Here is a 23166-nt window from a genome sequence, read left to right as displayed (position 1 = left end):
TTGGGCGTTTTTTTATTTAGAAAGGAAGGAAAAAATATGAACTATAAAGACACACTATTAATGCCAAAAACTGAATTTGAAATGCGAGGGAATCTTCCTAAAAAAGAACCTGCATATGTACAAAGATGGCAAGATTCATCAATGTATGAAAAAGTTGTTAAACAAAATGAAGGAAAAGATGCTTTTGTATTTCATGATGGTCCACCATATGCAAATGGAAATATGCATATTGGACATATGATGAACAAAGTTATTAAAGATGTTATCTGTCGTTATAAAAACATGGAAGGATTTTATACTCCATTTATTCCAGGATGGGATACACATGGCTTACCAATTGAAAATGCTATTCAAAAGTTAGGCGTGAATCGTAAAGCGATGACGACTGCTGAGTTTAGAGAAAAATGTCGTGAATATGCATTGGAACAGGTTCATAAACAAATGGAGCAGTGTATAAGAGTAGGAACATTTGCAGATTATAAACATCCATACCTAACATTAATGCCTGAATTTGAAGCAAATCAAATTGATGTTTTTGCGAAAATGGCAATGGAAGGTTTGATTTATAAAGGTTTAAAACCAGTATACTGGTCACCATCAAGTGAATCTGCATTAGCTGAGGCAGAGGTTGAATATCATGATGTGAAAAGTCCTACAATTTTTGTTAAGTTTGCAGTTAAGGATGGCAAAGGTATTTTGGATAATGAGACAAGTTTTGTGATTTGGACAACAACACCTTGGACAATTCCAGCAAACTTAGCAATCTGTTTAAATGCTGATTATACTTATGCACTTGTTCAAAGTGAAAAGGGCAAATTATTAGTACTTGAAGAACTTGTTGATTCTTTATGGGAAAAATTTGGTTTAGAACAAAAAGAAATTCTACAAAGATTCAAGGGTTCTGAATTGGAAATGATAACATGTCAGCATCCTTTATATGATCGTGAATCATTAGTTATTCTAGGTGACCATGTGACTGCTGAGGCAGGAACTGGCTGTGTTCATACAGCCCCTGGATTTGGGATGGATGACTTCGTTGTTGGACAAAAATATGGATTAGATATTTATTGTAATGTTGATGCTCATGGAAAAATGATGGAAGATTGTGGTGAATGGCTAGCTGGTCAGTATGTTGATGATGCTAACAAAACTGTGACAATGAAACTGGATGAATTGGGTGTTTTATTAAAGCTTGAATTTATTACTCATAGTTATCCTCATGATTGGCGTACTAAAAAACCAATTATCTTTAGAGCAACTGATCAATGGTTCTGCTCAATTGACAAGATTAGAGAAAAATTATTGAGTGAAATTGATAAGGTCAATTGGTTAAATGAATGGGGGCATGTCCGTATCTATAATATGATTAGAGATCGTGGTGACTGGTGTATTTCTAGACAAAGAAGTTGGGGAGTACCAATCCCAATTATCTATTGTGAAGATGGAACCCCAATTATGGAAAAAGAGGTTTTTGAACATATTTCGCATTTATTTAGAGAATATGGGTCTAATGTTTGGTTTGAAAAAGATGAAAATTTCTTATTGCCAGAAGGTTATACAAATGAGCATTCACCAAATGGTATTTTTAGAAAAGAAAAAGATATTATGGATGTCTGGTTTGATTCTGGTTCATCACATACAGGAGTTATGAAAGAAAGAGGATATCCATATCCAGTTGATTTATATTTTGAAGGTAGTGACCAATATCGTGGTTGGTTTAATTCCTCTTTGATTATTGGAACAGCGGCACATGGCTGTGCTCCATATAAAACTGTCCTTTCTCATGGATTTGTTTTAGATGGTAAAGGAAATAAGATGTCTAAATCATTGGGGAATACTGTTGATCCAATTAAAATGGTCAATCAATATGGAGCAGATATTTTAAGATTATGGGCAACTTCAATTGCTTATCAGTCTGATGTCCGTATTTCAGATGAGATTATGAAACAAGTTGCTGAAAATTATCGTAAGATGAGAAATACAATGAGATTTGTTCTTGGAAATTTATCTGATTTTAAATCTTGTGATGTTGTAGAAACTTCAAAACTTGAAGGTGTAGATCAGTATATGTTAGTAGAATTAAATCAACTTGTCAAAGGATATAAAGAAGCTTTAAATCAATATGATTTTAGTGAAGCTAATCAATTGATTTTAAATTGTTTTACGAATACATTAAGTGCATTCTATATGGATTTCACAAAAGATATTCTCTATATTGAAAAAGCAGACGGATTGAGAAGAAGACAAGTTCAGACTGTCTTGTATCATTATGCAAAAACAATGATGAAATTATTATCTCCAGTATTAGTCTTTACTGCAGAAGAATTACATGATCATTTCCATTGTGATGAAAACAAAGCAGAGTCTGTATTCTTAGAACCAAAACCAGAATTATTGAATATTGATAATGCTGAAAGTATTAAAGCATATTATGATCGTTTCTTAATGGTTAGAAAAGATGTTATGAAAGCATTAGAAGACTTAAGAAATGAAAAAGTGATTAAATCTAATATGGAAGCAAAATTAACAATTTGTTTTAAAGATGAATATGAGGATATGGCTCAATTGGTTAATGATTTAAAACAGTTATTTATTGTTGCTAAAGTGGAGTTAACAGATGATTTAACTGATTTGGTAGAATTTGATACTGCATATATGAAAGCAGAAAAATTCAATGGTATTCAATGTCCTAGATGTTGGAACTATTATGATGAAGATGAAATGGAAGGTGAACTTTGTCACCGATGCCATGATGTAATGAATGGATAAAAAAGAAAATGGTACTTTGTACCATTTCTTTTTAGAAAGGATTAAAAAATGAGTCAAAAATTAAAAGGATCAGTGTTTCTGTTTATAGCAGCGTTGATTTGGGGAAGTTCATTTATTGTAATGAAAAGTGCAGTTGATTTTTTGACACCAGCTGTATTGTTACTGATACGTTTTGTACTCGCTGCTATTTTCTTAGCAATTCTCTTTTTTTCCAAGATTAAGAATTTATCAAAAGAGAATATATTGGGTGGTATGTTAACAGGTTGTTGTTTATTTGCTGCATATTATGTACAGACATGGGGTTTATCTTTTACAACACCAGGTAAGAATGCTTTTTTAACTGCTGTTTATTGTGCGATTGTCCCTTTTCTTGTTTGGATAATTCATCATAAAAGACCTGATATTTATAATTTTATTGCAGCATTTATTTGTATTCTAGGGATTGGTTGTGTTTCTCTTAATGGTGATTTATCTATCAATATTGGTGATTTATTAACATTGTGTGGTGGCTTTTTATATGCAATCCACATTTTAATGATAAAAAAGTTTTCAACAGGTGTAGATGGTGGTGCATTTACAACCTTTCAGTTTATTGGTGGAGCCTGTGTAGCTTTGGTGGTTACAGTATTGAGTGAAGATATCACGTTAGTTGGCCACATTCAATCATCTATTTTCTTGCAATTGTTTTATCTAGCATTCTTTGCCACTGCAGTGACAATGGTATGTCAAACTATTGGGCAAAAATATACAAGTGAATGTAATGCTTCTTTAATTTTATCTTTAGAGTCAGTTTTTGGAGTTGCATTTTCAGTTATTTTTTATGGTGAGATTTTAACGTTAAAAGTCATTCTTGGATTTATTTTAATTTTTATAGCTATTATTATCTCTGAAACAAAGTTGTCTTTTTTAAAGAAAGGTGGAATGTTGGATGAAGAAGATCGTTAGTTCACTCATTGCTTGTTTGCTGATTTTCCTCTCTATACAACCAATCCATGCATATACAAATATAAACATTGAATTATATTCTCAATATGCTTATTTATATGACCGTGATACTTCGCTTGTTTATATGGAAAAGAAAAGTAATGAAAAGATATATCCAGCAAGCATGACAAAGATTTTAACTGTGAGTTTGGCTTTAGACTATATTACTGATCTTCAGGAAGTTGTAACAATAAAGCAAGCTGATTTTAAAGGGGTTGTTGAAGAAGGGGCAACTGTTGCTGGGCTATTTCCAGGAGAAAAGGTGACATATGAGGATTTATTATATGGCGCTTTACTGCCATCTGGTGCTGATGCTTGTCAGGCTCTAGCACGTTTGATATTTGGAGATGTTGATCATATGGTCACTGCCATGAATGAAAAAGTCATAGAATTAGGATTGCAGCAAACCCATTTTATGAATGTGACAGGATTGCATGATGAAAAACATTATACGACTGCTCATGAAATGGCTCTAATATTGAATCATGCTTTACAAAATAAGGAGTTCGTAAAAGTTTTTGAGGCACGTTCTTATAAAAGTTCAAAAGGTAATCATCAGTGGATTTCATCTTTACAAAATGCAAAAGATAATAAAGATATGGATGTAAGCTTAATAAATGGTGGCAAGAGTGGATTTACTGATGAAGCAGGATTGACTTATGCATCAACAATGACAATTGATCAGCATCGGTTAATTCTTGTCACTGCAAAAGCAGAAGATAGGAGAAAGAGAAATCATATCCGTGATGCTGCAACTGTTTCTCAATATATGGATCAATCTTTCCATAATGTCGTGCTTTATAAAAAAGACGAAGAGATTGATACCTTTTGGGTATTGAAATCATTTCAAGGTTCATATCAAATGAAAGCTCAACAAGATATATCACTTTTGGTTGAGAAGACAATAAACAAATCAGACTTGGATATACAAGTTAATATTCAAAAATGGAAAGAGGCGCCTATATATAAAGGCGACGGATTGGCAATTATTAGCGTCAATTATCAAGGAGAACCTATATATAAATATATTGAAACAATGCCTGAAACAATTCAAAGTTCAACAGCTGCTATTGTTTTACATTATGGAATCATAATTGGATTTCCTGGATTGTGCATATTTATTATTGGCTTAAAAATCTATCAAAGAAAGAAAAAGAAGGTCTAGAGTCCAAATTCACAGAGATATGTTTTGCTTTGCAATGATCTTTTGTTAAGGTAACTCATGGATGACATGAATAATGTTTCTTTGATGCAAAAGGAATTGTTTTAAAATAAGTAGTAATTAGAACAATGAAATACGTAGGGTAGCATTCTATATAAAACGAAAGTTATCGGTTTTATTGAGAATAATGCAGTAGATTTTGTATTAAAAAAAGAACTGATTGTTTGATAATGATCAGTTCTTTTTTTTGTCTTCTTTCAATTCAACAATTCTATCTAATCCATAACCGATGAATCTTCCAATAAAAATCACTATAACACCAACAATTGGAAAGACTGCGTTATTTTGAAAGATAGAATACCAAATAATTAATCCAAAACCAATTGCATATCCAAGTGCTGAAAAGATTTTCATATATTTTGTTGACTTCAATTCATTCATGATTTCACCCCATTTTATATACTAATTTATTATAACATCTTTCATTATTTTTTCAATACTGTTATAATAATACTGATATTGGAGGATGTTATGAGAAAAGGTTGTTTATTTGATTTAGATGGAACATTAGTTAATTCTTTAACAGATTTGGCTCTATCTACAAATGAAGTTTTAAGAAATCATCAATTGCCACAACATGATATTTCAAAATATAATCATTTTGTTGGAAATGGGATACAAAAATTAATGGAAAGAGCTTTAGGGCAGGAACATCTTGATATTCTTGATGAATGTCTAAGAGAGTTTCAGGTTGTCTATGCAAGGCGTTATCTGGATCATACCCAACCTTATGAGGGGATTATGGAACTTATAGAGACTTTATATGATCAGGGAATCAAATTATCGGTTGTTACAAATAAACCTCATGATATGGCCATTCAAATTGTTGAACATCTTTTTCCAAATCGGTTTGTATCTATTTTAGGTCAGCAGGATGCATATCCTATAAAACCTAATCCAGAGTCGGTACATTTCGCTTTAATGGCAATGAAATTAAGTCGTCAGGATTGTTATTTTATTGGTGATAGTGATGTGGATATAGAAACAGGCTATCGTGCAGATATGAAAACAATAGGGGTTTCATGGGGATTTAGAGGAAGGCTTGAACTTGAAGAGGCTGGCGCTGATTATGTGGTAGATGAAGCTATGGAGATATGGAGGATTATTAATGAAAATTGGGGTGAGTAGTTGTTTGCTTGGCGTAAAATGCACATATAATGGCTCACATAATCTTGTTTTAGGTTTCAAACAATTATATGATTTAGGTTTTGTTGTTGAAGTTTGTCCAGAGGTTCTTGGTGGATTATCTACACCACGTGACCCAGCAGAAATTCAGCCAGGAGAATTGTTACGAATTGAGACATGTCAACATGTTGATGTTACAAATGAGTATATCTTGGGTGCTCAAAAAGCATTAGAAATATTGAAAGAAAATAATGTAGAAGTTGTTGTTTTAAAGTTTAGGAGTCCTAGTTGTGGGAATCAAGGTATTTATGATGGAACATTTTCTCATCAGCTAATTGATGGACAAGGTGTCTTTGCAAAATTATGTGAAGAGAATGGAATGAAAGTTTTTAATGAGAACCAAATAGAGGAGTTCTTAAAATATATAGGAAAGGAAGAAGAATATGGGACATATTTTAAAGATTCAACCAGTTTTTAAAGAAATGATTTGGGGAGGACATAAATTAAGAGATATTTATGGTTATGATATCCCTAGTGATCAAACAGGTGAATGCTGGGCGATTTCAGGACATAAAAATGGAGATTGTATTATTGGTGATGGTGAGTATCAAGGAAAAAGTGTGGCTTGGCTGTTTGAAAATCATAGAGAACTTTTTGGAGATGTCGAAGGGAACCAATTTCCTTTATTAGTGAAGATTATTGATGCAAAGAATGATTTATCTGTACAAGTTCATCCAAATGATGAATATGCAGGAAAACATGAAAATTCTTTAGGAAAAACAGAGTGCTGGTATGTATTGCAGGCTGATGAAGGAACAAAAATGGTTATGGGACATCATGCCAAAACAAAAGAAGAATTTGTAAAAGCAATTGAAAATGATGACTATGATCATTTATTGAATTCTTTTGAAATTCATAAAGGGGATTTCTTCTATATTCCAACAGGAACAATTCATGCTATCTGCAGTGGTTCTCTTATTTATGAAGCACAGCAATCATCAGATATTACATATCGTGTTTATGATTATCATAGAAAAGATAAAGATGGAAATGAAAGACAGCTTCATGTTCAACAATCAATTGATGTGACAAGTGTTCCATCTCTTCATTCATCTAATACTCTATTTACAAATTCACATTTAGATAATGGTTCTAAAACACGCTATGTAGATAGTGAATTCTTTGTAGTGGATTGTTATAGGTTGACTGGAGAAAATACGATTTTAAATGATAAACCTTTCCAAATGGTTAGTATTCTTGAAGGAGAAGGAATAATGGATGGTCAAGCTGTTAAGAAAGGTGATCATTTTATTGTATGCAGTGATCAAAACGAGGTTGTTTATGATGGTGTTATGACTATCATGATAACAACATTATAAACAAGCAGATTTTTAATCTGCTTTTCTTTATAGATGGAAATAGGAGGGAAAATATGGATCAAAAAGAAAATGCATTGCAATGTATGATTGAATGGTTAAGTCACGAAAATGAATTGGGGAAAGCACCTAGTCAAATTCAAATTGCTGGTGAGTTTGACTTACATAATTTACATTACTATATTTTTAAGTTTAAAAAATCTCGATTCTCATCATGGCTTGTAGGGGTATGTGGTGGTTATCATGAAGATGAAATTGGTCATTGTGGTCATATTTTTAGCGAATATGAAAATTATCATGAAGATACTGCACAACAAAAATGTATCAATATGATTGAACAAATTAGAGAATATTGGATGAATGCAGCGAATGAAAGTGATGAATTAAAAGAGCGTACATTGTTTGTTCATTTTGTTTTATTAAAAGACTCAAATGTAAATCTTAAAGATGTTTTTCATTATCTCAAAGAAAATTGCCATATAGAGTGTAATCAAATTGAAGAGAGCAAAGGAAATGTTTATGTTGCGAATGTCAAAGAATCAATGATATCTGTTTCTATTATGGAAACTCCAGTTCCTGAAGGAGAGGCAGAATATTATGCACAAGGCTGCTATATGTGGGAAGATGCTGTTGAGCAAGTCAAGGAACATAAAGCACATATTATTGTCACGACAAGTGGGCATGGTATTGATACAAGAGAGGCTATGTTATTGCAATCACAACTTATTGATGCTTGTTTCAATTTTGAACAGTCTATTGCGGTTTATGGTGATGAGATGGTTTGGCCTAAGCATATTTATCGTGATATTATGAATGATTATTATCAAGATGAATCATTACCTGTTATGTTATGGGTTTATTTAGGAATTGTTACAAATCAAGAAGGAAATCACATTTATACAATCGGATTAAAGAATTTTGGACATTATGAAATAGAAACATTGCCAACAACCATACAGCTTTCAGAACTTCATGAATTCATGTTTAATGTCATTTGTTATATAATTGAGCAAAGGGCTGAATTACATCAAGGAGAAACGATTGGTGTCAGTGCTACACAAAAATGTCAAATTACTTTAAGTCAAGGAATTTTTTTGGATGAAAAAACTCTCAAGATTGAAGTTGTTGATATTGAATAAAGTTTTATATTCTAAATGTAATGATAGGGTAAAGATGTTTTTATAATCTGAAGAAATTATTTATTCTTCAGATTTTTTGGATAATTATAATCAAAGTAAAAAAGGCTATAGACTTTTCAATTTATATGATTTGTGTCATAATAAGAAACGTGAAAAGGGGAGAAAAAGCATGTCAGATATATATCAAGACGCATTAAGAATGCATGAAAAAACAAAAGGAAAACTAGAAATTCAATTAAAGGTACCGTTAAACGAAAGTCATGATTTATCATTAGCATACACACCTGGAGTTGCTCAACCATGTCGTGAAATTGCTAAGGATAAAGAAGCTGTTTATAAATATACATGGAAGCACAACAGTGTTGCTGTTGTAAGTGATGGAACAGCTGTTTTGGGATTGGGTGATATTGGTCCAGAAGCAGCATTGCCAGTTATGGAAGGAAAATCAATATTATTTAAAAAATTTGGTGATATTGATGCAGTTCCAATCTGTTTAGATACTAAAGATCCAAAGGAAATTATTCAGATTGTTAAAGCAATGGCACCAACATTTGGTGGCATCAATTTAGAGGATATTAGTGCACCACGCTGTGTTGAGATAGAACGTACATTAATTAACGAATTAGATATTCCTGTTTTCCATGATGATCAACATGGAACAGCTATCGTTGTCACTGCTGGTTTATTAAATGCTTTAAAAGTTGTTCATAAAGATATTCAAGATATAACTGTTGTTGTGAGTGGAACAGGGGCAGCTGGAAGTTCTATTATTAAAATGATTCATTCTCTAGGAGTAAAAGAAATCTATGGTTTTAATATTCATGGTATTGTTACAAAAGAAGATTATGCTCAATATGATTTTTTAACACAGGAATTAACTGAAATTACAAATTCTCAGGCAAAGCGTATGACAATGGCTGAAGCACTTAAAGAGGCTGATGTTTTTATTGGTGTTTCTGCACCAGGTTTATTAACGCAAGAGATGGTTAAAGATATGAAAAAAGACCCTATTGTATTTGCAATGGCCAATCCAGAGCCTGAAATCAAGTATGATGATGCAATTGCAGCGGGTGTTGCAGTTATGGGAACTGGTCGTTCAGATTTCCCAAATCAAATTAATAATGTATTGGCCTTTCCTGGATTATTTAAAGGAGCATTAGATGTAACAGCACGTAAGATTACTGAAGGTATGAAAATGGCTGCTGCAAGAGGTTTGGCATCACTTGTCAGTGAAGAGGAACTTTCTCCAACATATGTTATTCCTCGTGCATTAGATCCACGTGTTGCTAAAGTTGTAGCAAAAGCAGTGTCTCAAAAAGCACAAGAAGAAGGTGTTTCAAGAATATAGATACACATGTATCTTCTTTAGATTTATTTGAGAAAGGAGGCTATTATGAGAACAGAATGGTCAAAAGCTGGATATAAACTAAGATTAGCGCAAAAGCAAGATGCTGAACCATATTTTAGGAATAATTTCAATCCTTTGGATTCAGAAACAGCTAGGTTGACAGGTAGCCAAAAACATTTTGAATTGGATAAAGTTATTTCATTTTTTTATCAATGCCTGGATGCTAGTGATCGATATGATTTTATGATTATTTCTCCTGAAGGTAAAATTATTGGTGAAAGTGTTATTAATGAAATTGATAATGATTTAAGAAGTGCTAATTTTCGTATATGTTTATTTCATCCGACTGATTATGGAAAAGGGATTGGAACATGGGCTCTGGAAAAAACAAGAGATTTTGCTTTTCAAGAACTGCATCTGCATCGTTTAGAATTAAATGTCTTTTCGTTTAATGTGAGAGCCATTAAAGCATATAAACATGCTGGATTTCGTCAAGAGGGCATATTAAAAGATGCTATTAAAGATGGTGATAAGTATGCTGATAATATTCTAATGGCTATATTAGAAGATGAATGGAAGTCTTGTAAATAGGAAAGATATGTAAAAATTTATCCTTTTTCTTTATAAATTATTATCATTGTCAGTGACGTTTATCTTTATTCTGTTATCTCTATGTCGTTTCATTTGATTGCTATTGCACTATGTAGCATTTAACTGTTTTTTTGATATTCAAAAGAGTATATTGAAAAAAGAAGTCCTCTAAACTATGAGAACTTCTTTTTCACTTGTGTTTTTGAGATCAAAATATTAGTACATTCCTGGAGCACCTATTGGAACTGGAGCAGGATTGTCTTCTTTAATAGGGGCAACACCAGCTTCTGTTGTAATGAATAATGCAGATATACTTGCGGCATTTAATAAAGCGCTACGTGTTACCTTTGTTGGGTCAATAATACCTTTATCAAACATTGCAACCCATTCACCATCTTTTGCATCAAAGCCTTGACCTTCAGGAGACTTCATTTGTTTTTCAACGATTTCATCACTATTATAGCCAGCATTTTCAGCAATTTGACTCATTGGGGCAAGCAATGCATCTAAAACAACCTTAATACCTTTTTGTTTATCAATATCTTTATCTTTTAATTGATCTTTTAAAGCAACATAAGCATTAACTAATGTCACACCGCCACCCATAACAATTCCTTCACTGACAGCAGCTTTTGTTGCATTTAATGCATCTTCGATTCTTAATTTCTTTTCTTTTAATTCTGATTCAGTTGCACCACCGACTTTGATAATAGCAACACCATTACTTAATTTACCTAATCTTTCAGCATAATTTTTCTTATCATATTCACTTTTTGAATTATTCATTTGTTGAGTAATTTCATGAACACGTTGATCAATTGCATCTTTTTCACCAGCGCCACCAATCATAGTTGAGTGATCTTTAGTAATATGAACTTTTTTAGCTGATCCTAATTCATCCATTTGCATATCTTTTAAATTCATATTTAAATCTTTACTATAGAATTTTGCATTTGTTAATATTGCAATATCTTGTAAGATTTCTTTTTGATTATCACCAAAACCTGGTGCTTTTGTTGCAACAACATTAAATGTTCCTCTTAATTTATTAACAACTAATGTAGAAATGACTTCTTGTTCGAAATCATCAGCAATTAACAATAAAGATTTATTGGCTTGCATAACTTGTTCAAGAATTGGTAGAATTTCTTGGATTGTATTGATTTTTTGATCAGTAACCATAATCATTGGATTGTCTAAATCAACAGTCATTTTTTCTCGATCTGACACCATATATGGAGATACATAACCTTTATCATATTGCATACCTTCAGCAACTTCTAATTCAGTATCAAAACTGTTTGATTCATCAACACTGATGACCCCATCTCTACCGACTTTTTCCATCGCCTGTGCAATAATTTTACCAATCTCTTGATCACCAGCTGAAATTGTTGCAACACTTTCAATATCATTGCTTGTTTCTACAATATGAGATTTATCTAAAATATATTTAGCAACTTCCTTGCTTGCATAATCAATACCTTCACGCATTAAAACAGGATTAGCACCTTTTTCAACGGCTTTTAATCCATTTTGAATCATACTTTGGGCTAGAATAGTCGCAGTTGTTGTACCATCTCCAGCAACATCATTTGTCTTATTGGCAACTTCATAGACAAGTTTAGCACCCATATTTTCAAAAGTATCTTCTAGTTCTATTTCTTTAGCTATACTAACTCCATCATTTGTAATGAGTGGTGAACCATATCCCTTATCTAAAACAACATTTCGTCCTTTTGGACCAATTGTAACTTTCACAGCATCAGCCAAAGTATTGACACCTTTTAACATTGCATCTCTAACATCTTTAGAAAAACGAATCTCTTTACTCATGATTAATTCCTCCTATTCAACAATCGCTAAAATATCTTCTTCTTCTAAAATCATATATTCAGTTTCTTCATCTTTAAATTTTGTTCCTGAATATTCCTTGAAAATAACAGTCATTCCTTCTTTTAAATGGTCGTCACATTTTGGACCAACAGCAACAACTGTTGCTTGATTGCTTGCCTGTTCCTTTGGATTGGTGAGAATAATCCCACTTGCAGTTTGCTTTTCAGCTTGCTCCTTTTTTAAAATAACATAGTCATGTAATGGCTTTAACATTTTTATTCCTCCTTTTTATGCTTAGCACTCATAACTATAGATTGCTAACACAAATAATTATAAACTTAAATGTGAATTGAATATGAACTTTTTGGCACTAGTTATAAGAAAGTGCTAAATACCTATCATTTTATCTATATTTTATGTATAATAAAAAAGAAGGTGAGATAATGAAGACAAGGCAAGAAATCATTACATATTGTTTAACATATCAAAATGTATATGAAGATTATCCATTCTCTGATACGAATTGGACATGTATGAGACATCACGAAAATCATAAAATATTTGCGTGGATATTTGAAAGAAATGGAAGTATTTGGGTGAATGTGAAGGGAACAAAAGGGTGGTTAGATTTTTTTAGAGAAAAATATAAATCTGTTGTTCCAGGTTATCATTTAAGTAAAGAACATTGGAATTCAATTATTCTAGATGGTACAGTTGATCCAAAAGATATTGAGATAATGATTCAAGAAAGCTATGATATAACTTTAGTTAAACGAAAAAGAAAATAATTTTGGAATAACGTTTGATTCTGTTATAATGTTAACGATGGAGGAAGAAGTATGGCAAAAAAAGATAAACGTTTTATAAGTATCTATGAACAAAGTTCATTTGCGACTGCAACGGAAATCCTCGTCGATAAAGAAACTGGTATTCATTATCTTTACCATTCAAGTGGGAATTCTGGAGGATTAACAATTCTTGTAGATCGTGAAGGAAAACCTATGATAACAACTGTTTTTCCAAAAGATGAGTAAAAAGGAGCGAATAAGATGAAAGCAATATTTAATCATTGTAATATTAATGTTACTAATTTAGAAAAGAGTATTCATTTTTATAAAGAAGCATTAGGCTTAGAAGTTATTCGAGAAAAAGAAGCAAGTGATGGCAGTTTTAAACTTGTTTATTTAAGTGATGGTGTTTCACCATTTCAATTAGAATTAACATGGTTAAAGGATCATCCTCAAAGTTATGAACTTGGAGAGAATGAAAGCCATATTTGTTTTACAGTTGATAACTATGAAGAAGCTCATGCATTACATCAGAGAATGAATTGTATTTGTTATGAAAATGAGGCTATGGGATTATATTTTATTAATGATCCAGATGATTACTGGTTTGAGATTATTAGAGAGAAATCATAGAAAATATGATTTTCTCTTTTTTTGTTGACAATATCGTTAAACGATAATAGACTGAAGATGAGGAACATATCGTTAGACGATATGAAGGAGTTGATTGTATGCCTAGGGTTCAATTGAAAACATTAACAGAACAAATGTATTATGTTTTATTAGCATTAAAAAAAGAAAGATATGGTGTTGAAATTTCACAATATATCGAAAAATTAACACATGGAAGAATTATTCTTGGTCCAGGAACATTATATGCAATTCTTTCAAAGTTTGAAGCTGAAAAATGGATACATGAAAAGAAGACAGAAGGGCGCAAGAGAAGTTATATTATGACAGATAAAGGTCGTATAATGTTAGAAAAAGAATATCAGCATCTCCTTGAAATGATTGAAGATACAAAGAAGAGTGAGGAGGATATTGATGAATCATGAATTAAAATATAATAAATTTCATTACTTTGAAAAGCAACAATTAGAGGATTATATAAATGAGATGGCTAAGAATGGTAAATATTTAACAAAAATTCATTCTCAATATCTTGTTTTCAAAACTGAACCTGTTCATGAGATCTATTATTATGTAGATGTTTATAGTAAAAAAGATGGATTCATAAATATTCCTCAAAAGGAAGAATACTTTGAATATTTTCAGAAAAATGGTTATCAATTACTGGATTACTGTGAGCCATTCTCTATTTTTACTTCCACACAGGCTAGGCCAATTCATACAGATGAAAAGGTCGAAAAAGATGTTATTTCTAAAACTTCACATCGTCATTTTATTTATGATTTTTTCATGTCTGCTTGTGGGCTATTTTTGTTTTGGGCATATTTCTCATTAGATGTTCTCAGTATTTCAAATGACTATTGGATAATGAGTATTCTTTTTTGGTTATTTATATTTCTTAATGTCTTTATAGCTAATATTTATCCTTTTGTGAAATATAAATTGACTAAGAAAGTGAATTATACATATATCCATATATTAAAACGTTCTTATTATACTTCCATACTTATTGCTTGTCTTTTCTCATTAATTGCTGTTATCCTTGCAAAAATGCCATATATAACTTATGAAATTATCATTATTATTTATATTATTGTTGGAGTTGTTGGCAGTTGCTTTATTAATAAAACTGAAAATATTTGGTTTGCCTTGAAAATCCCATTGACATTGTTTTGTTTAGCAGGTCTTATTTCAATTTCTTATTTTATATCTGGAACTGCTTATCCAAAAGTCAATTTGCCAATAGCAGCTGAAAAACCATACATCATCTTTCAGCAATCAAGTTTAGCATGCTATGTTAATTATGAGGTGGCTGATGGTAATCAGCTGATGTATTTTGAAAGTTACAGTGAGGGACTCTATCCGATTGTATTGAAAAATCTCCTTTCTTATAGTCATTATACAAAAACGACTGATAGAGGATATGACCTTTATTTCATAAGTGAGGACAATGTTCTTGTTTGTAGGGATAATCGTATTTTAAGAGGAAATCATCAATTGTTAAATACAGAGACAAAGAAGTATCTAGAATTTGGATGGTAAAAGAAAAGATCTCTAATGAGATCTAGATTTCAAATGTTTCATCTTGATGATGTATATCTATGATTTGAGCATGATATGGATTATCAAGTTTTTCTTTTTTTAACTGATCACTAATTGTATAATCACCAAAATAATGAATAGGGAAAATATATCGAACTTGGACATGATTTAAAAAATATTGTAAACCGAGCAGATAACTTTCTTCCTGTCTTTTGTCTACAACAACAAAAGCAATATCAAGAGGCTGACAGATAGTGTTTATTTCCTGCTGATATGTGCTGCGTTGGTAATCGTTATCTTGATTGGGTTCGCCTTCCCAGTGCCACCAATTTAAATCTCCAGCAAAATAAATAGTTTTATTTTCAACTTCTACAATAAAAGCACATCCTTCATCAGTAGATAACAAAGTTTTGACTTTTATATCATCAAAATGATATGTTTGGTGAACATCAACATAATTTCCATCGTATTTATGTCTTAAATCATTTGAGAGAATATAGGTGATTTTTGGATGTTTAAGTTTAAATATTTGCGGATTATAATGATCAAAATGTCTATGAGAAACAAAGATATAAAGTGGTTTTTCTTGATTGAGTTTTAAATCTCCTTGATAATAATCAAAGAGAAGGCTATGATGTTCTAATTCAATGAGACATCCACTATGATAGAGATGTGTAACTAGCATACAAAAAAAGATAACATGCAATGCATGTTATTCTTCTCCATCATCATAATTAGAAACATTATGGAAGATTTGATCGACATCATCACAATCATCTAATAAATCCATTAATCTTTCAAATAACATCATATCATCACCTTCAAGTTCCACATAATCTTGTGGAGTTGTTGTGATTTCATCAACATCAAATTCGACATCAGGTTTTGCTTCTTCAATTGCAGTTTTGATTTTATATAAATCAGTTGGTTCACCAGTGATTTTGATACGTCCATCATCTAACGTTACAATATCTTTAGCATCAACTTCTGCCATAATTAAAGCATCTAATACAGCTTCTTCATCCATACCATTAAAAATAACAGTACTTTCAACATCATATAAATAAGCAACTGATCCTTCAGCTCCTAATTTAGATTTAGATTTTGTAAATGCTGGACGAACTTGAGAAATAGTACGATTAATATTATCTGTTAAACATTTGACGATAATTGTTGAGTTGTTAGGACCAAAACCTTCAAATTGTATTGGTTCATAATCTTCAGTAACACCACTCTTGACTTTATCGATAGCTCGTTTAATAACATCAGCAGGGACTTGCTCCTTTTTTGCTTTTTCAATTAAACGTCTTAATGATAGATTTGCATCAGGTTCAGGACCACCAGCTTTTGCAGCTAAATAAATTTCTTTTCCATAACGAGAATAAACTTTTGCTTTTTTTGCTGCAGTCTTTGCCATTGCGACTTTACGGACTTCGTGCGCTCTACCCATTGAATGATTCCTCCTTTAAAATTACTTTTGTATTATAAACATTTTTTCACTATTTTTCAATAAAAAATGGTATAATCCTTATATTTCGTATAAAATAGGTGAAGAGGTGACAATTGTGAAGAAAATTATCATTATTGGAGCAGGGGCTTCAGGTGTTTATTTATCTATATTATTAAAACAGAAATTAGAATATCAATGTGAAATCATTGTTTTAGAACAAAATGCATCACCACTGAAAAAATTATTAGCAACTGGAAATGGAAGATGTAATCTCTCAAATAAAGACATGTCCGTTGATTATTTTAGTACTGATCAAAAAGATTATGTCCAAGATATTATTGATCAATTTGATATGTTAAAACAAATGAATGAACTAGGTTTGTATTGTGTCTATCAAGGTAATTTATTATATCCTAAAAGTGAACAGGCATTATCAGTAAAACAAGTGATGATGAATTGTGCAAATGAATTAGGGGTTTCCTTTTTTTATAATCAGGAAGTTATCAGCATTGAACAAAGTAAACGTTATCTAGTCCATACAACACATCAGACATATCAGGCTGATTATGTTATATTTGCTATGGGGAGTGAAGCAGGAAAACTCTCGGGTGTAAATAATTCTCGCTATGATATTTTGAAAAAATTAAAATTAGATGTTGTGAAGAGTACACCTTCATTAGTTCAAATGACGACATTACCAGTTATTAAAGAATGGAAAGGTGTTCGAGTGAAAGGAACATTTTCATTGTTGGAAAATAATCAATGTATTCATAAAGAAAAAGGGGAATTATTGTTTACTGATTATGGAGTCAGTGGTATTGCAGTCATGCAACTTTCTGCTTTTTATCAGGAAAATCATCAATATGAGCTTTCAATTGATTTTTTTGATGATCAAGATGTAAAGAAATTGCATGAATATGTTGAACTTAGAATGAATAAGGGCTATAATCATTTCTACGATGGATTACTTCATAATAAGATTTCTACATATTTTGCAAGAAGAAATCTTACTTCAACACTTGAAATAGTCAAACTATTTAAGGATTTTCGTCTTCAAGTGACAGGAATCAGATCGTATGAGACAGCACAGGTTATGAAGGGCGGTTTATCACTTCTGGAAGTCAATCATGATTTACAGATTGAAAAATATCCACATCTGTATGCTGTTGGAGAAATATTAAATGTAGCAGGGCTATGTGGTGGATATAATTTGCATTTTGCATTTGCAAGTGCATATCGTGTAGCTCAGGCAATAGAAAGGGAATTCCATGCTAAGAATAAATAATGTGAAAGTCGCATTGGGTAAAAATAATTATGCAAAAATTCTTTCACAAGTCTTAAATATGCGTGAAAAAGAAATGAAGAATGTCCGTCTTGTTAAACAATCAGTAGATGCAAGAAGGCAGCGAGTTCATTTGATTTGTAGTTTTGAATTTGAAGTTGATGATGAAGAAACTGTTTTGAGACAACATCAACAAGTGCAAAGAGTGAAACCATATCAATATGAGTATTTACCACGCAATGATCACAAGGTTGTTGTTGTAGGAAGTGGACCCGCTGGCATTTTTTGTGCTTATGTATTGTCACAGGTAGGGCAAGCAGTAACAGTTATAGAAAGAGGGCAGCCTGTTGAACAAAGGGTTAAAGACGTTGATGCTTTGTTAAAATGTGGACAACTTAATTCTCAAAGTAATATTGCATTTGGTGAGGGTGGAGCTGGGACTTTTTCAGATGGTAAATTAACGACTGGAATTAAAAATAAAAGGTTACAATATATATTAGAAACATTTGTTAAACATGGCGCACCTCAAGATATTTTATATCTGTCTAAGCCTCATATCGGAACAGATTATTTACGACGTGTGTTAATAAACATGCGTCAAGAGATGGAATTAAAAGGGGTAAAGTTTCTATTTGATACTCAATTTGTTGATTTTGAGATTAAAGATGATAAAAAGTATGTCAAAGCTATCCACCAGCAAAAAGAAGTTCTCATTGAGGCTGATGATCTTGTTTTGGCAATTGGCCATAGTGCTAGAGATACATATGAAATGCTCTACAATAAAGGTTTGTTAATGGAGCAGAAAGCTTTTGCAGTTGGAGTGCGTATTGAGCAGTCACAAGAATCTATTAATCGTATTCAATACAAAGATAGTGCAACATCTCCTTATTTAAAAGCTGCACCATATAAATTGGCTGTTACAACAAAAGAAAAAAGAGGTGTTTATACATTTTGTATGTGTCCAGGTGGCTATGTTGTGCCTTCCATGCACGAAGAGAAAACGTTGTGTGTAAATGGTATGAGTTATTATGCACGAGATGGTGTCAATGCAAATAGCGCAATATTGGTTAATGTAAAGACGGAAGACTTTGAAAGTGAACATCCACTTGCAGGAATTGCTTTCCAGCGTCAATTAGAAAAGGCTGCATTTGAAATGGGAGGTCACAATTATTGTGCTCCTGTTCAATTGGTACAGGACTATTTAGAAAATAGAATTTCAACTCAGCTTGGAACTGTTAAGCCAAGTTATCAAATTGGCTATGTTTTTAGTAATTTGAATCTTCTTTTTCCTGATTTTATTAATCGCAACTTAAAAGAGGGACTCATATTGATGAATCAGAAAATGCCTGGTTTTATAGATGAAAATACATTAATTACTGGAGTTGAAGCACGTAGTAGTGCGCCAGTAAGGTTGTTGAGAAATGAATATTATGAATCATGTTTTGCTGGCATCTACCCAATTGGAGAGGGTGCTGGTTATGCAGGTGGTATTATGTCGGCCGCAGTTGATGGAATCATGTGTGCAGAAATGATTTTGAGGGAGGATAAAAATGGAAGCTGTTGATATTCATAAAGATAAGAAGAAGAAATCTTTCTCACCAACGAGAAGAATTGCTTTTAGTTTCTTTATGGTTATTTTGATTGGTTCAATTCTTTTATGTTTTTCTTTTTCTAATAATGGAACAGTTATTCCATATTTGGATCACTTATTTATAGCAACTTCTGCAACTTGTGTGACAGGGCTTGTACCAATTGTTGTATCAGAACAATATTCTTTGATTGGTCAATTGATTATATTAGCACTTATACAAATTGGTGGTCTTGGCTTTTTAACTTTACTAAATATGATGTTAGTTGCATTTAAAAAGAAATTATCTTATACAAATAAGTTAATTATGCAAGAAGCTTTAAATCAGAGTTCAATGCGAGCAATTGCTATATATATCAAAAGAGTTATTAAGTATACTGCAGTTATAGAATTAACAGGAGCACTTCTTTTGAGTTTCGTTTTTATTCCACAATTCGGTTTTGCAAAAGGAATATATTATTCGATTTTTCATGCGATTTCTGCTTTTTGTAATGCTGGTTTTGATATTCTTGGCAGCCAATCATTGATTGGTTATCAAGGAAATGTTTTGGTCAATCTTGTCATTGCTGGATTAATCATTTCTGGAGGACTTGGATTTATTGTTTGGGTTGATTTGAGAACATCTTGGCATAAATATAAAGAGAACTTTAAAGTTTTTCAATTAAAAAGATATATATCTGCTTTATCAGTTCATACAAAGATTGTTTTAATTATGACAACCTTCTTAATTGTGTCTGGAATGATGATTATTCTTGCTTTAGAATTTGATAATCCTGCAACCTTAGGACCATTAGATTGGCCACAAAAAGTTCTAGCTAGCTTCTTCCAGTCAACGACTTTGAGAACTGCTGGCTTTGCAACTGTTGATATGGCAAGTTTACATGTTTCTACCAAATTATTAATGTCAATGTTTATGTTTATCGGTGGATCACCTGCTGGAACAGCTGGTGGTATTAAAACTGTAACAGTTGCTATTATGTTATTATATATTTTCGCGTTGATTAAAGGGAGCGATACTGTGAAGGTGATGAAGCGTTCAATTGCTGATCAGGTAGTTAAGCGTTCTTTAACAATTGCTATGGTCAGTTTCTTTATAACGATAAGTGGTTTGTTTGTACTTTCAATTACAGAAGAGGCATTGCCATTTATTGATTTAACATTTGAAGCTTTCTCAGCATTTGCAACTGTTGGGTTATCAGCAAGTATAACACCACTATTGACAAGTGTTGGTAAAGTCATCATAATTATATTGATGTATATAGGTCGTATAGGGCCAATTACAATGGTTTTGATGTTTGCTAAACGTTATAGTCAGATGAAAGGAAAAGACATCTCATATCCTCAAAGTGATGTCTTAATAGGTTAGTATTATGCAAAGTAAACAATATGTTGTTTTAGGTTTAGGTGTTTTCGGTTCTACAATTACAAAAACATTATCACAATTTGGTTGTGAAGTTTTAGCAATTGATAAAGATCCAGAATGTGTACAAAGAGTTTCGGAGTTTGCCACAAAGGCTGTAATTGGGGATATTACAGATCGTCAGTTTTTAATTGACTTGGGTGTTGAAGAATTTGATGTTGGTGTTGTTGCGATTGGAAATCATCTTGAGGAAAGTCTTTTAGGTGTATTGAACTTAAAGGAAATAGGTGTTCCTCATATTATTGCCAAAGCAAAAAATAAGCAATTTAAAGTCGTATTAGAAAAAATCGGTGCTGATCGTGTTGTACGCCCTGAAAAGGAAATGGGTGAAAGAGTTGCTAGATCAATGTTGAGAAAGAATATTACTGATCTTGTGGAAATTGATGAAAGCTATAGTATTGTCGAAATGAAGGTTCCACTTGCCTGGGTTGGGCATTCTTTAAATGGTCTTGACTTAAGAAAAAATTACGGTATTAATATTCTAGGATTAAGAGATATGAAAACACATAAGTTACTGTTATCAATTGATCCAAGTTATTTAATTCAAAATGAAGACCATTTCCTAATGATTGCTGAAACTGATAAAATAGAGAAATTTGATTATTTAGTTGAAAAATAATAGAAATGAATGATTGGGAATATGAAAAGATGGATATGTTGCTTCGCAACTGGATAATCCATCTTTTTTTATAACTGTCTATTTTCTAAAATAATTTCATCTTTTGTTTTCATATCATAGAAATGAATATCTTTGGTCTCGGTATCAAATAAAGCATAGGTGTTTTGCCTTGGGTAACTTCTGCCCAATGCTAAACTTCCAGGATTGATAATTATACAGTCCTTGGTTTTTTGAAAATATGGAATATGGGTATGACCAAAGCAAATGACATCAGCAGGATAATCATTTAATAATTCTAATAATGAATCTGGTTGATATGCATAGTTTTTAATATGCCCATGAGTTATAGTAAAACGAACATGGTCAATTGTAAAACTTAATATTCGTGGCAGATTGACATAATCATTATTTCCTTTGCAAATATAGAAGTTGTCAAATTCATCAGGCTGATATCCAGGATAAATATCGCCACAATGAATAATCGTGCTACAGTGTGGAAATTGTTTAAAAAATTGATGAAGTTCATTCTTTCGTAAATAGTGTGAATCTGAAATAATTAATATTTGACTCATATTCAACCTCCATATGTTTTTTTATTTCAAAATGTGTTACTATAATTATATTAACAGATACAGCAAAGGAAGGTAAGAAAAATGTGTGCTTTGATAGAATTTAAAAATATTATAAAAAGCTATACAATGGGTGATATAACGATTAATGCTAGTGATGGTGTTAATTTTGAAGTCAATAAAGGGGAGTTTGTTGTTATTGTTGGGGCCTCAGGAGCAGGGAAAACGACTATTTTAAATTTACTTGGAGGGATGGATTCGCCAACCAGTGGTTCTATTTTGGTTGATGGTGAAAACATTGCTTTATATGATGAAAAAAAACTTACAGAATACCGTCGTAATGATATAGGTTTTGTTTTTCAGTTTTATAATCTTGTACAAAATTTAACAGCATTAGAAAATGTTGAGTTGGCTACACAAATTTGCCAAAATCCTTTAGATGCAAGGAATGTCTTAGAAAGGGTTGGACTTGATAGCCGTTTGTCTAACTTCCCTGCACAACTCTCTGGTGGGGAACAGCAGCGTGTAGCGATTGCAAGAGCCATTGCTAAAAATCCCAAACTGTTATTATGTGATGAACCAACAGGAGCGTTGGATTATCAGACTGGAAAAGCTATCTTAGGATTATTGCGTGAGATGTGTGAAACATATCAGATGACAGTGGTTGTTATTACTCACAATTCTGCTTTGGCACCAATGGCAGACCGTGTGATTCATTTGAGAAATGGAAAGGTTTATAGTGTTGAGATGAATCAAAATCCTCAACCAATAGAGCAAATCGAATGGTAAAGCAAAAGAAAACAGCGTATTGGAAAAATTTATGGAAATCTATTTTTAAGTCCAAAGCTAGATTTCTTTCAATTTTTTCTATTGTATTTCTAGGTGCCG

General features: G+C 32.0%; 25 protein-coding genes and 1 other annotated feature (1 of these 26 cut by a window edge). Of the genes, 19 read left to right on the top strand and 6 right to left on the bottom strand.

The features are described from left to right. Position 1 (top strand) — a binding site (T-box leader); it begins 204 nt to the left of the window's first position. 35 nt (positions 2-36) lie between these two features. The 3 genes from ileS to GQF29_RS17735 are packed head-to-tail and all read left to right on the top strand — an operon-like array spanning position 37 to position 4918. Beyond that, positions 37-2769 (top strand): isoleucine--tRNA ligase, encoded by a 2733-nt coding sequence (gene ileS, locus GQF29_RS17745; protein WP_117598766.1) that lies wholly within the window; start codon positions 37-39, stop codon positions 2767-2769. Between the two features lie 48 nt (positions 2770-2817). Then, positions 2818-3714: a DMT family transporter gene (locus GQF29_RS17740; RefSeq protein WP_008789472.1), complete on the top strand. Its 897-nt coding sequence runs from the start codon at positions 2818-2820 to the stop codon at positions 3712-3714. Next, on the top strand, positions 3698-4918 hold the full coding sequence (locus GQF29_RS17735; protein ID WP_008789473.1) for a D-alanyl-D-alanine carboxypeptidase family protein: 1221 nt from the start codon (positions 3698-3700) through the stop codon (positions 4916-4918). The genes GQF29_RS17740 and GQF29_RS17735 overlap by 17 nt, the downstream gene beginning before the upstream one ends. Before the next feature lie 231 nt (positions 4919-5149). On the opposite strand, the gene GQF29_RS17730 is transcribed toward GQF29_RS17735, so the two are convergent. Next, the gene (locus tag GQF29_RS17730) at positions 5150-5356 is read right to left on the bottom strand and encodes a hypothetical protein (protein WP_008789474.1); all 207 of its coding nucleotides are present in this window, start codon (positions 5354-5356) and stop codon (positions 5150-5152) included. Positions 5357-5446: 90 nt separating this feature from the next. Between GQF29_RS17730 and GQF29_RS17725 the strand changes: the two genes are divergently transcribed. From GQF29_RS17725 to GQF29_RS17700, 6 genes are all read left to right on the top strand, one after another. Then, positions 5447-6103, top strand: a complete 657-nt coding sequence (locus GQF29_RS17725) for an HAD family hydrolase (protein WP_008789475.1) — start codon at positions 5447-5449, stop codon at positions 6101-6103. Beyond that, complete coding sequence (locus GQF29_RS17720; protein WP_008789476.1) at positions 6084-6578, top strand: 2-thiouracil desulfurase family protein; 495 nt, start codon at positions 6084-6086, stop codon at positions 6576-6578. The genes GQF29_RS17725 and GQF29_RS17720 overlap by 20 nt, the downstream gene beginning before the upstream one ends. Continuing rightward, positions 6544-7479 carry a type I phosphomannose isomerase catalytic subunit gene (locus GQF29_RS17715; RefSeq protein WP_008789477.1) on the top strand — a complete coding sequence of 312 codons (936 nt, stop codon included), beginning with the start codon at positions 6544-6546 and terminating at the stop codon, positions 7477-7479. Before GQF29_RS17720 ends, GQF29_RS17715 begins: the two co-directional genes overlap by 35 nt. 53 nt (positions 7480-7532) lie before the next feature. Next, a complete protein-coding gene (locus tag GQF29_RS17710; protein ID WP_008789478.1) occupies positions 7533-8615 on the top strand; it encodes a DUF4261 domain-containing protein in 1083 nt (360 codons plus the stop codon). Between the two features lie 169 nt (positions 8616-8784). After that, positions 8785-9963, top strand: a complete 1179-nt coding sequence (locus GQF29_RS17705; protein WP_017143712.1) for an NAD(P)-dependent malic enzyme — start codon at positions 8785-8787, stop codon at positions 9961-9963. Between the two features lie 45 nt (positions 9964-10008). Beyond that, positions 10009-10554 (top strand): GNAT family N-acetyltransferase, encoded by a 546-nt coding sequence (locus tag GQF29_RS17700; protein ID WP_008789481.1) that lies wholly within the window; start codon positions 10009-10011, stop codon positions 10552-10554. A 216-nt stretch (positions 10555-10770) separates the two neighbouring features. Here the strand turns inward: GQF29_RS17700 and groL are convergent, their stop codons facing one another. Together groL and GQF29_RS17690 are read right to left on the bottom strand one after the other, a co-directional pair. Further along, complete coding sequence (gene groL, locus GQF29_RS17695; RefSeq protein WP_008789482.1) at positions 10771-12390, bottom strand: chaperonin GroEL; 1620 nt, start codon at positions 12388-12390, stop codon at positions 10771-10773. Positions 12391-12402: 12 nt separating this feature from the next. Then, positions 12403-12663, bottom strand: a complete 261-nt coding sequence (locus tag GQF29_RS17690) for a GroES family chaperonin (protein WP_008789483.1) — start codon at positions 12661-12663, stop codon at positions 12403-12405. Positions 12664-12833: 170 nt separating this feature from the next. Between GQF29_RS17690 and GQF29_RS17685 the strand changes: the two genes are divergently transcribed. The 5 genes from GQF29_RS17685 to GQF29_RS17665 all read left to right on the top strand — a co-directional run bounded on the left by GQF29_RS17685 (position 12834) and on the right by GQF29_RS17665 (position 15350). Continuing rightward, the gene (locus GQF29_RS17685; protein ID WP_008789484.1) at positions 12834-13178 is read left to right on the top strand and encodes an MmcQ/YjbR family DNA-binding protein; all 345 of its coding nucleotides are present in this window, start codon (positions 12834-12836) and stop codon (positions 13176-13178) included. A 51-nt stretch (positions 13179-13229) separates the two neighbouring features. Then, positions 13230-13424 (top strand): DUF6440 family protein, encoded by a 195-nt coding sequence (locus GQF29_RS17680; RefSeq protein WP_008789485.1) that lies wholly within the window; start codon positions 13230-13232, stop codon positions 13422-13424. Between the two features lie 15 nt (positions 13425-13439). Next, positions 13440-13811 carry a VOC family protein gene (locus GQF29_RS17675; protein ID WP_008789486.1) on the top strand — a complete coding sequence of 124 codons (372 nt, stop codon included), beginning with the start codon at positions 13440-13442 and terminating at the stop codon, positions 13809-13811. 98 nt (positions 13812-13909) lie between these two features. Continuing rightward, the gene (locus tag GQF29_RS17670) at positions 13910-14233 is read left to right on the top strand and encodes a PadR family transcriptional regulator (RefSeq protein WP_008789487.1); all 324 of its coding nucleotides are present in this window, start codon (positions 13910-13912) and stop codon (positions 14231-14233) included. Then, on the top strand, positions 14223-15350 hold the full coding sequence (locus tag GQF29_RS17665; RefSeq protein WP_008789488.1) for a DUF2812 domain-containing protein: 1128 nt from the start codon (positions 14223-14225) through the stop codon (positions 15348-15350). The genes GQF29_RS17670 and GQF29_RS17665 overlap by 11 nt, the downstream gene beginning before the upstream one ends. A gap of 22 nt (positions 15351-15372) precedes the next feature. Here GQF29_RS17665 and GQF29_RS17660 read toward each other — a convergent pair whose 3' ends face one another. Both GQF29_RS17660 and GQF29_RS17655 read right to left on the bottom strand, forming a co-directional pair. Continuing rightward, entirely contained in the window at positions 15373-16056 is a 684-nt protein-coding gene (locus GQF29_RS17660; RefSeq protein WP_236916461.1) for an MBL fold metallo-hydrolase, read from the bottom strand. A gap of 6 nt (positions 16057-16062) precedes the next feature. Continuing rightward, positions 16063-16800: a YebC/PmpR family DNA-binding transcriptional regulator gene (locus GQF29_RS17655; RefSeq protein ID WP_008789490.1), complete on the bottom strand. Its 738-nt coding sequence runs from the start codon at positions 16798-16800 to the stop codon at positions 16063-16065. Positions 16801-16915: 115 nt separating this feature from the next. Between GQF29_RS17655 and GQF29_RS17650 the strand changes: the two genes are divergently transcribed. The 4 genes from GQF29_RS17650 to GQF29_RS17635 are packed head-to-tail and all read left to right on the top strand — an operon-like array spanning position 16916 to position 21709. Next, positions 16916-18085 (top strand): aminoacetone oxidase family FAD-binding enzyme, encoded by a 1170-nt coding sequence (locus GQF29_RS17650; RefSeq protein ID WP_017143713.1) that lies wholly within the window; start codon positions 16916-16918, stop codon positions 18083-18085. Next, positions 18069-19646, top strand: a complete 1578-nt coding sequence (locus GQF29_RS17645; protein ID WP_008789492.1) for an NAD(P)/FAD-dependent oxidoreductase — start codon at positions 18069-18071, stop codon at positions 19644-19646. Before GQF29_RS17650 ends, GQF29_RS17645 begins: the two co-directional genes overlap by 17 nt. After that, positions 19633-21036: a TrkH family potassium uptake protein gene (locus tag GQF29_RS17640; RefSeq protein ID WP_008789493.1), complete on the top strand. Its 1404-nt coding sequence runs from the start codon at positions 19633-19635 to the stop codon at positions 21034-21036. Before GQF29_RS17645 ends, GQF29_RS17640 begins: the two co-directional genes overlap by 14 nt. Positions 21037-21040: 4 nt before the next feature. Then, positions 21041-21709, top strand: coding sequence for a potassium channel family protein (locus GQF29_RS17635; RefSeq protein WP_008789494.1), 669 nt, complete (start codon positions 21041-21043; stop codon positions 21707-21709). A 68-nt stretch (positions 21710-21777) separates the two neighbouring features. Here the strand turns inward: GQF29_RS17635 and GQF29_RS17630 are convergent, their stop codons facing one another. Then, complete coding sequence (locus GQF29_RS17630) at positions 21778-22281, bottom strand: metallophosphoesterase family protein (RefSeq protein WP_008789495.1); 504 nt, start codon at positions 22279-22281, stop codon at positions 21778-21780. Between the two features lie 81 nt (positions 22282-22362). On the opposite strand from GQF29_RS17630, the gene GQF29_RS17625 reads away from it, so the two are divergent. Continuing rightward, complete coding sequence (locus GQF29_RS17625; protein ID WP_008789496.1) at positions 22363-23067, top strand: ABC transporter ATP-binding protein; 705 nt, start codon at positions 22363-22365, stop codon at positions 23065-23067. The last annotated feature ends 99 nt before the right edge of the window (positions 23068-23166 follow it).

The sequence above is a fragment of the Coprobacillus cateniformis genome, assembly GCF_009767585.1.
Lineage (GTDB): Bacteria > Bacillota_I > Bacilli_A > Erysipelotrichales > Coprobacillaceae > Coprobacillus > Coprobacillus cateniformis.
Note: the sequence above shows the minus strand (reverse complement) of the source record. Positions and strands in the feature narration are given on the sequence as shown.

Bases quoted from the DNA above. Each gene is read 5' to 3' on its own strand.
- ileS (WP_117598766.1), top strand. From the start codon at position 37: ATGAACTATAAAGACACACTATTAATGCCAAAAACTGAATTTGAAATG.
- GQF29_RS17740 (WP_008789472.1), top strand. From the start codon at position 2,818: ATGAGTCAAAAATTAAAAGGATCAGTGTTTCTGTTTATAGCAGCGTTG.
- GQF29_RS17735 (WP_008789473.1), top strand. From the start codon at position 3,698: ATGAAGAAGATCGTTAGTTCACTCATTGCTTGTTTGCTGATTTTCCTC.
- GQF29_RS17730 (WP_008789474.1), bottom strand. From the start codon at position 5,356: ATGAATGAATTGAAGTCAACAAAATATATGAAAATCTTTTCAGCACTT.
- GQF29_RS17725 (WP_008789475.1), top strand. From the start codon at position 5,447: ATGAGAAAAGGTTGTTTATTTGATTTAGATGGAACATTAGTTAATTCT.
- GQF29_RS17720 (WP_008789476.1), top strand. From the start codon at position 6,084: ATGAAAATTGGGGTGAGTAGTTGTTTGCTTGGCGTAAAATGCACATAT.
- GQF29_RS17715 (WP_008789477.1), top strand. From the start codon at position 6,544: ATGGGACATATTTTAAAGATTCAACCAGTTTTTAAAGAAATGATTTGG.
- GQF29_RS17710 (WP_008789478.1), top strand. From the start codon at position 7,533: ATGGATCAAAAAGAAAATGCATTGCAATGTATGATTGAATGGTTAAGT.
- GQF29_RS17705 (WP_017143712.1), top strand. From the start codon at position 8,785: ATGTCAGATATATATCAAGACGCATTAAGAATGCATGAAAAAACAAAA.
- GQF29_RS17700 (WP_008789481.1), top strand. From the start codon at position 10,009: ATGAGAACAGAATGGTCAAAAGCTGGATATAAACTAAGATTAGCGCAA.
- groL (WP_008789482.1), bottom strand. From the start codon at position 12,390: ATGAGTAAAGAGATTCGTTTTTCTAAAGATGTTAGAGATGCAATGTTA.
- GQF29_RS17690 (WP_008789483.1), bottom strand. From the start codon at position 12,663: ATGTTAAAGCCATTACATGACTATGTTATTTTAAAAAAGGAGCAAGCT.
- GQF29_RS17685 (WP_008789484.1), top strand. From the start codon at position 12,834: ATGAAGACAAGGCAAGAAATCATTACATATTGTTTAACATATCAAAAT.
- GQF29_RS17680 (WP_008789485.1), top strand. From the start codon at position 13,230: ATGGCAAAAAAAGATAAACGTTTTATAAGTATCTATGAACAAAGTTCA.
- GQF29_RS17675 (WP_008789486.1), top strand. From the start codon at position 13,440: ATGAAAGCAATATTTAATCATTGTAATATTAATGTTACTAATTTAGAA.
- GQF29_RS17670 (WP_008789487.1), top strand. From the start codon at position 13,910: ATGCCTAGGGTTCAATTGAAAACATTAACAGAACAAATGTATTATGTT.
- GQF29_RS17665 (WP_008789488.1), top strand. From the start codon at position 14,223: ATGAATCATGAATTAAAATATAATAAATTTCATTACTTTGAAAAGCAA.
- GQF29_RS17655 (WP_008789490.1), bottom strand. From the start codon at position 16,800: ATGGGTAGAGCGCACGAAGTCCGTAAAGTCGCAATGGCAAAGACTGCA.
- GQF29_RS17645 (WP_008789492.1), top strand. From the start codon at position 18,069: ATGCTAAGAATAAATAATGTGAAAGTCGCATTGGGTAAAAATAATTAT.
- GQF29_RS17640 (WP_008789493.1), top strand. From the start codon at position 19,633: ATGGAAGCTGTTGATATTCATAAAGATAAGAAGAAGAAATCTTTCTCA.
- GQF29_RS17635 (WP_008789494.1), top strand. From the start codon at position 21,041: ATGCAAAGTAAACAATATGTTGTTTTAGGTTTAGGTGTTTTCGGTTCT.
- GQF29_RS17630 (WP_008789495.1), bottom strand. From the start codon at position 22,281: ATGAGTCAAATATTAATTATTTCAGATTCACACTATTTACGAAAGAAT.
- GQF29_RS17625 (WP_008789496.1), top strand. From the start codon at position 22,363: ATGTGTGCTTTGATAGAATTTAAAAATATTATAAAAAGCTATACAATG.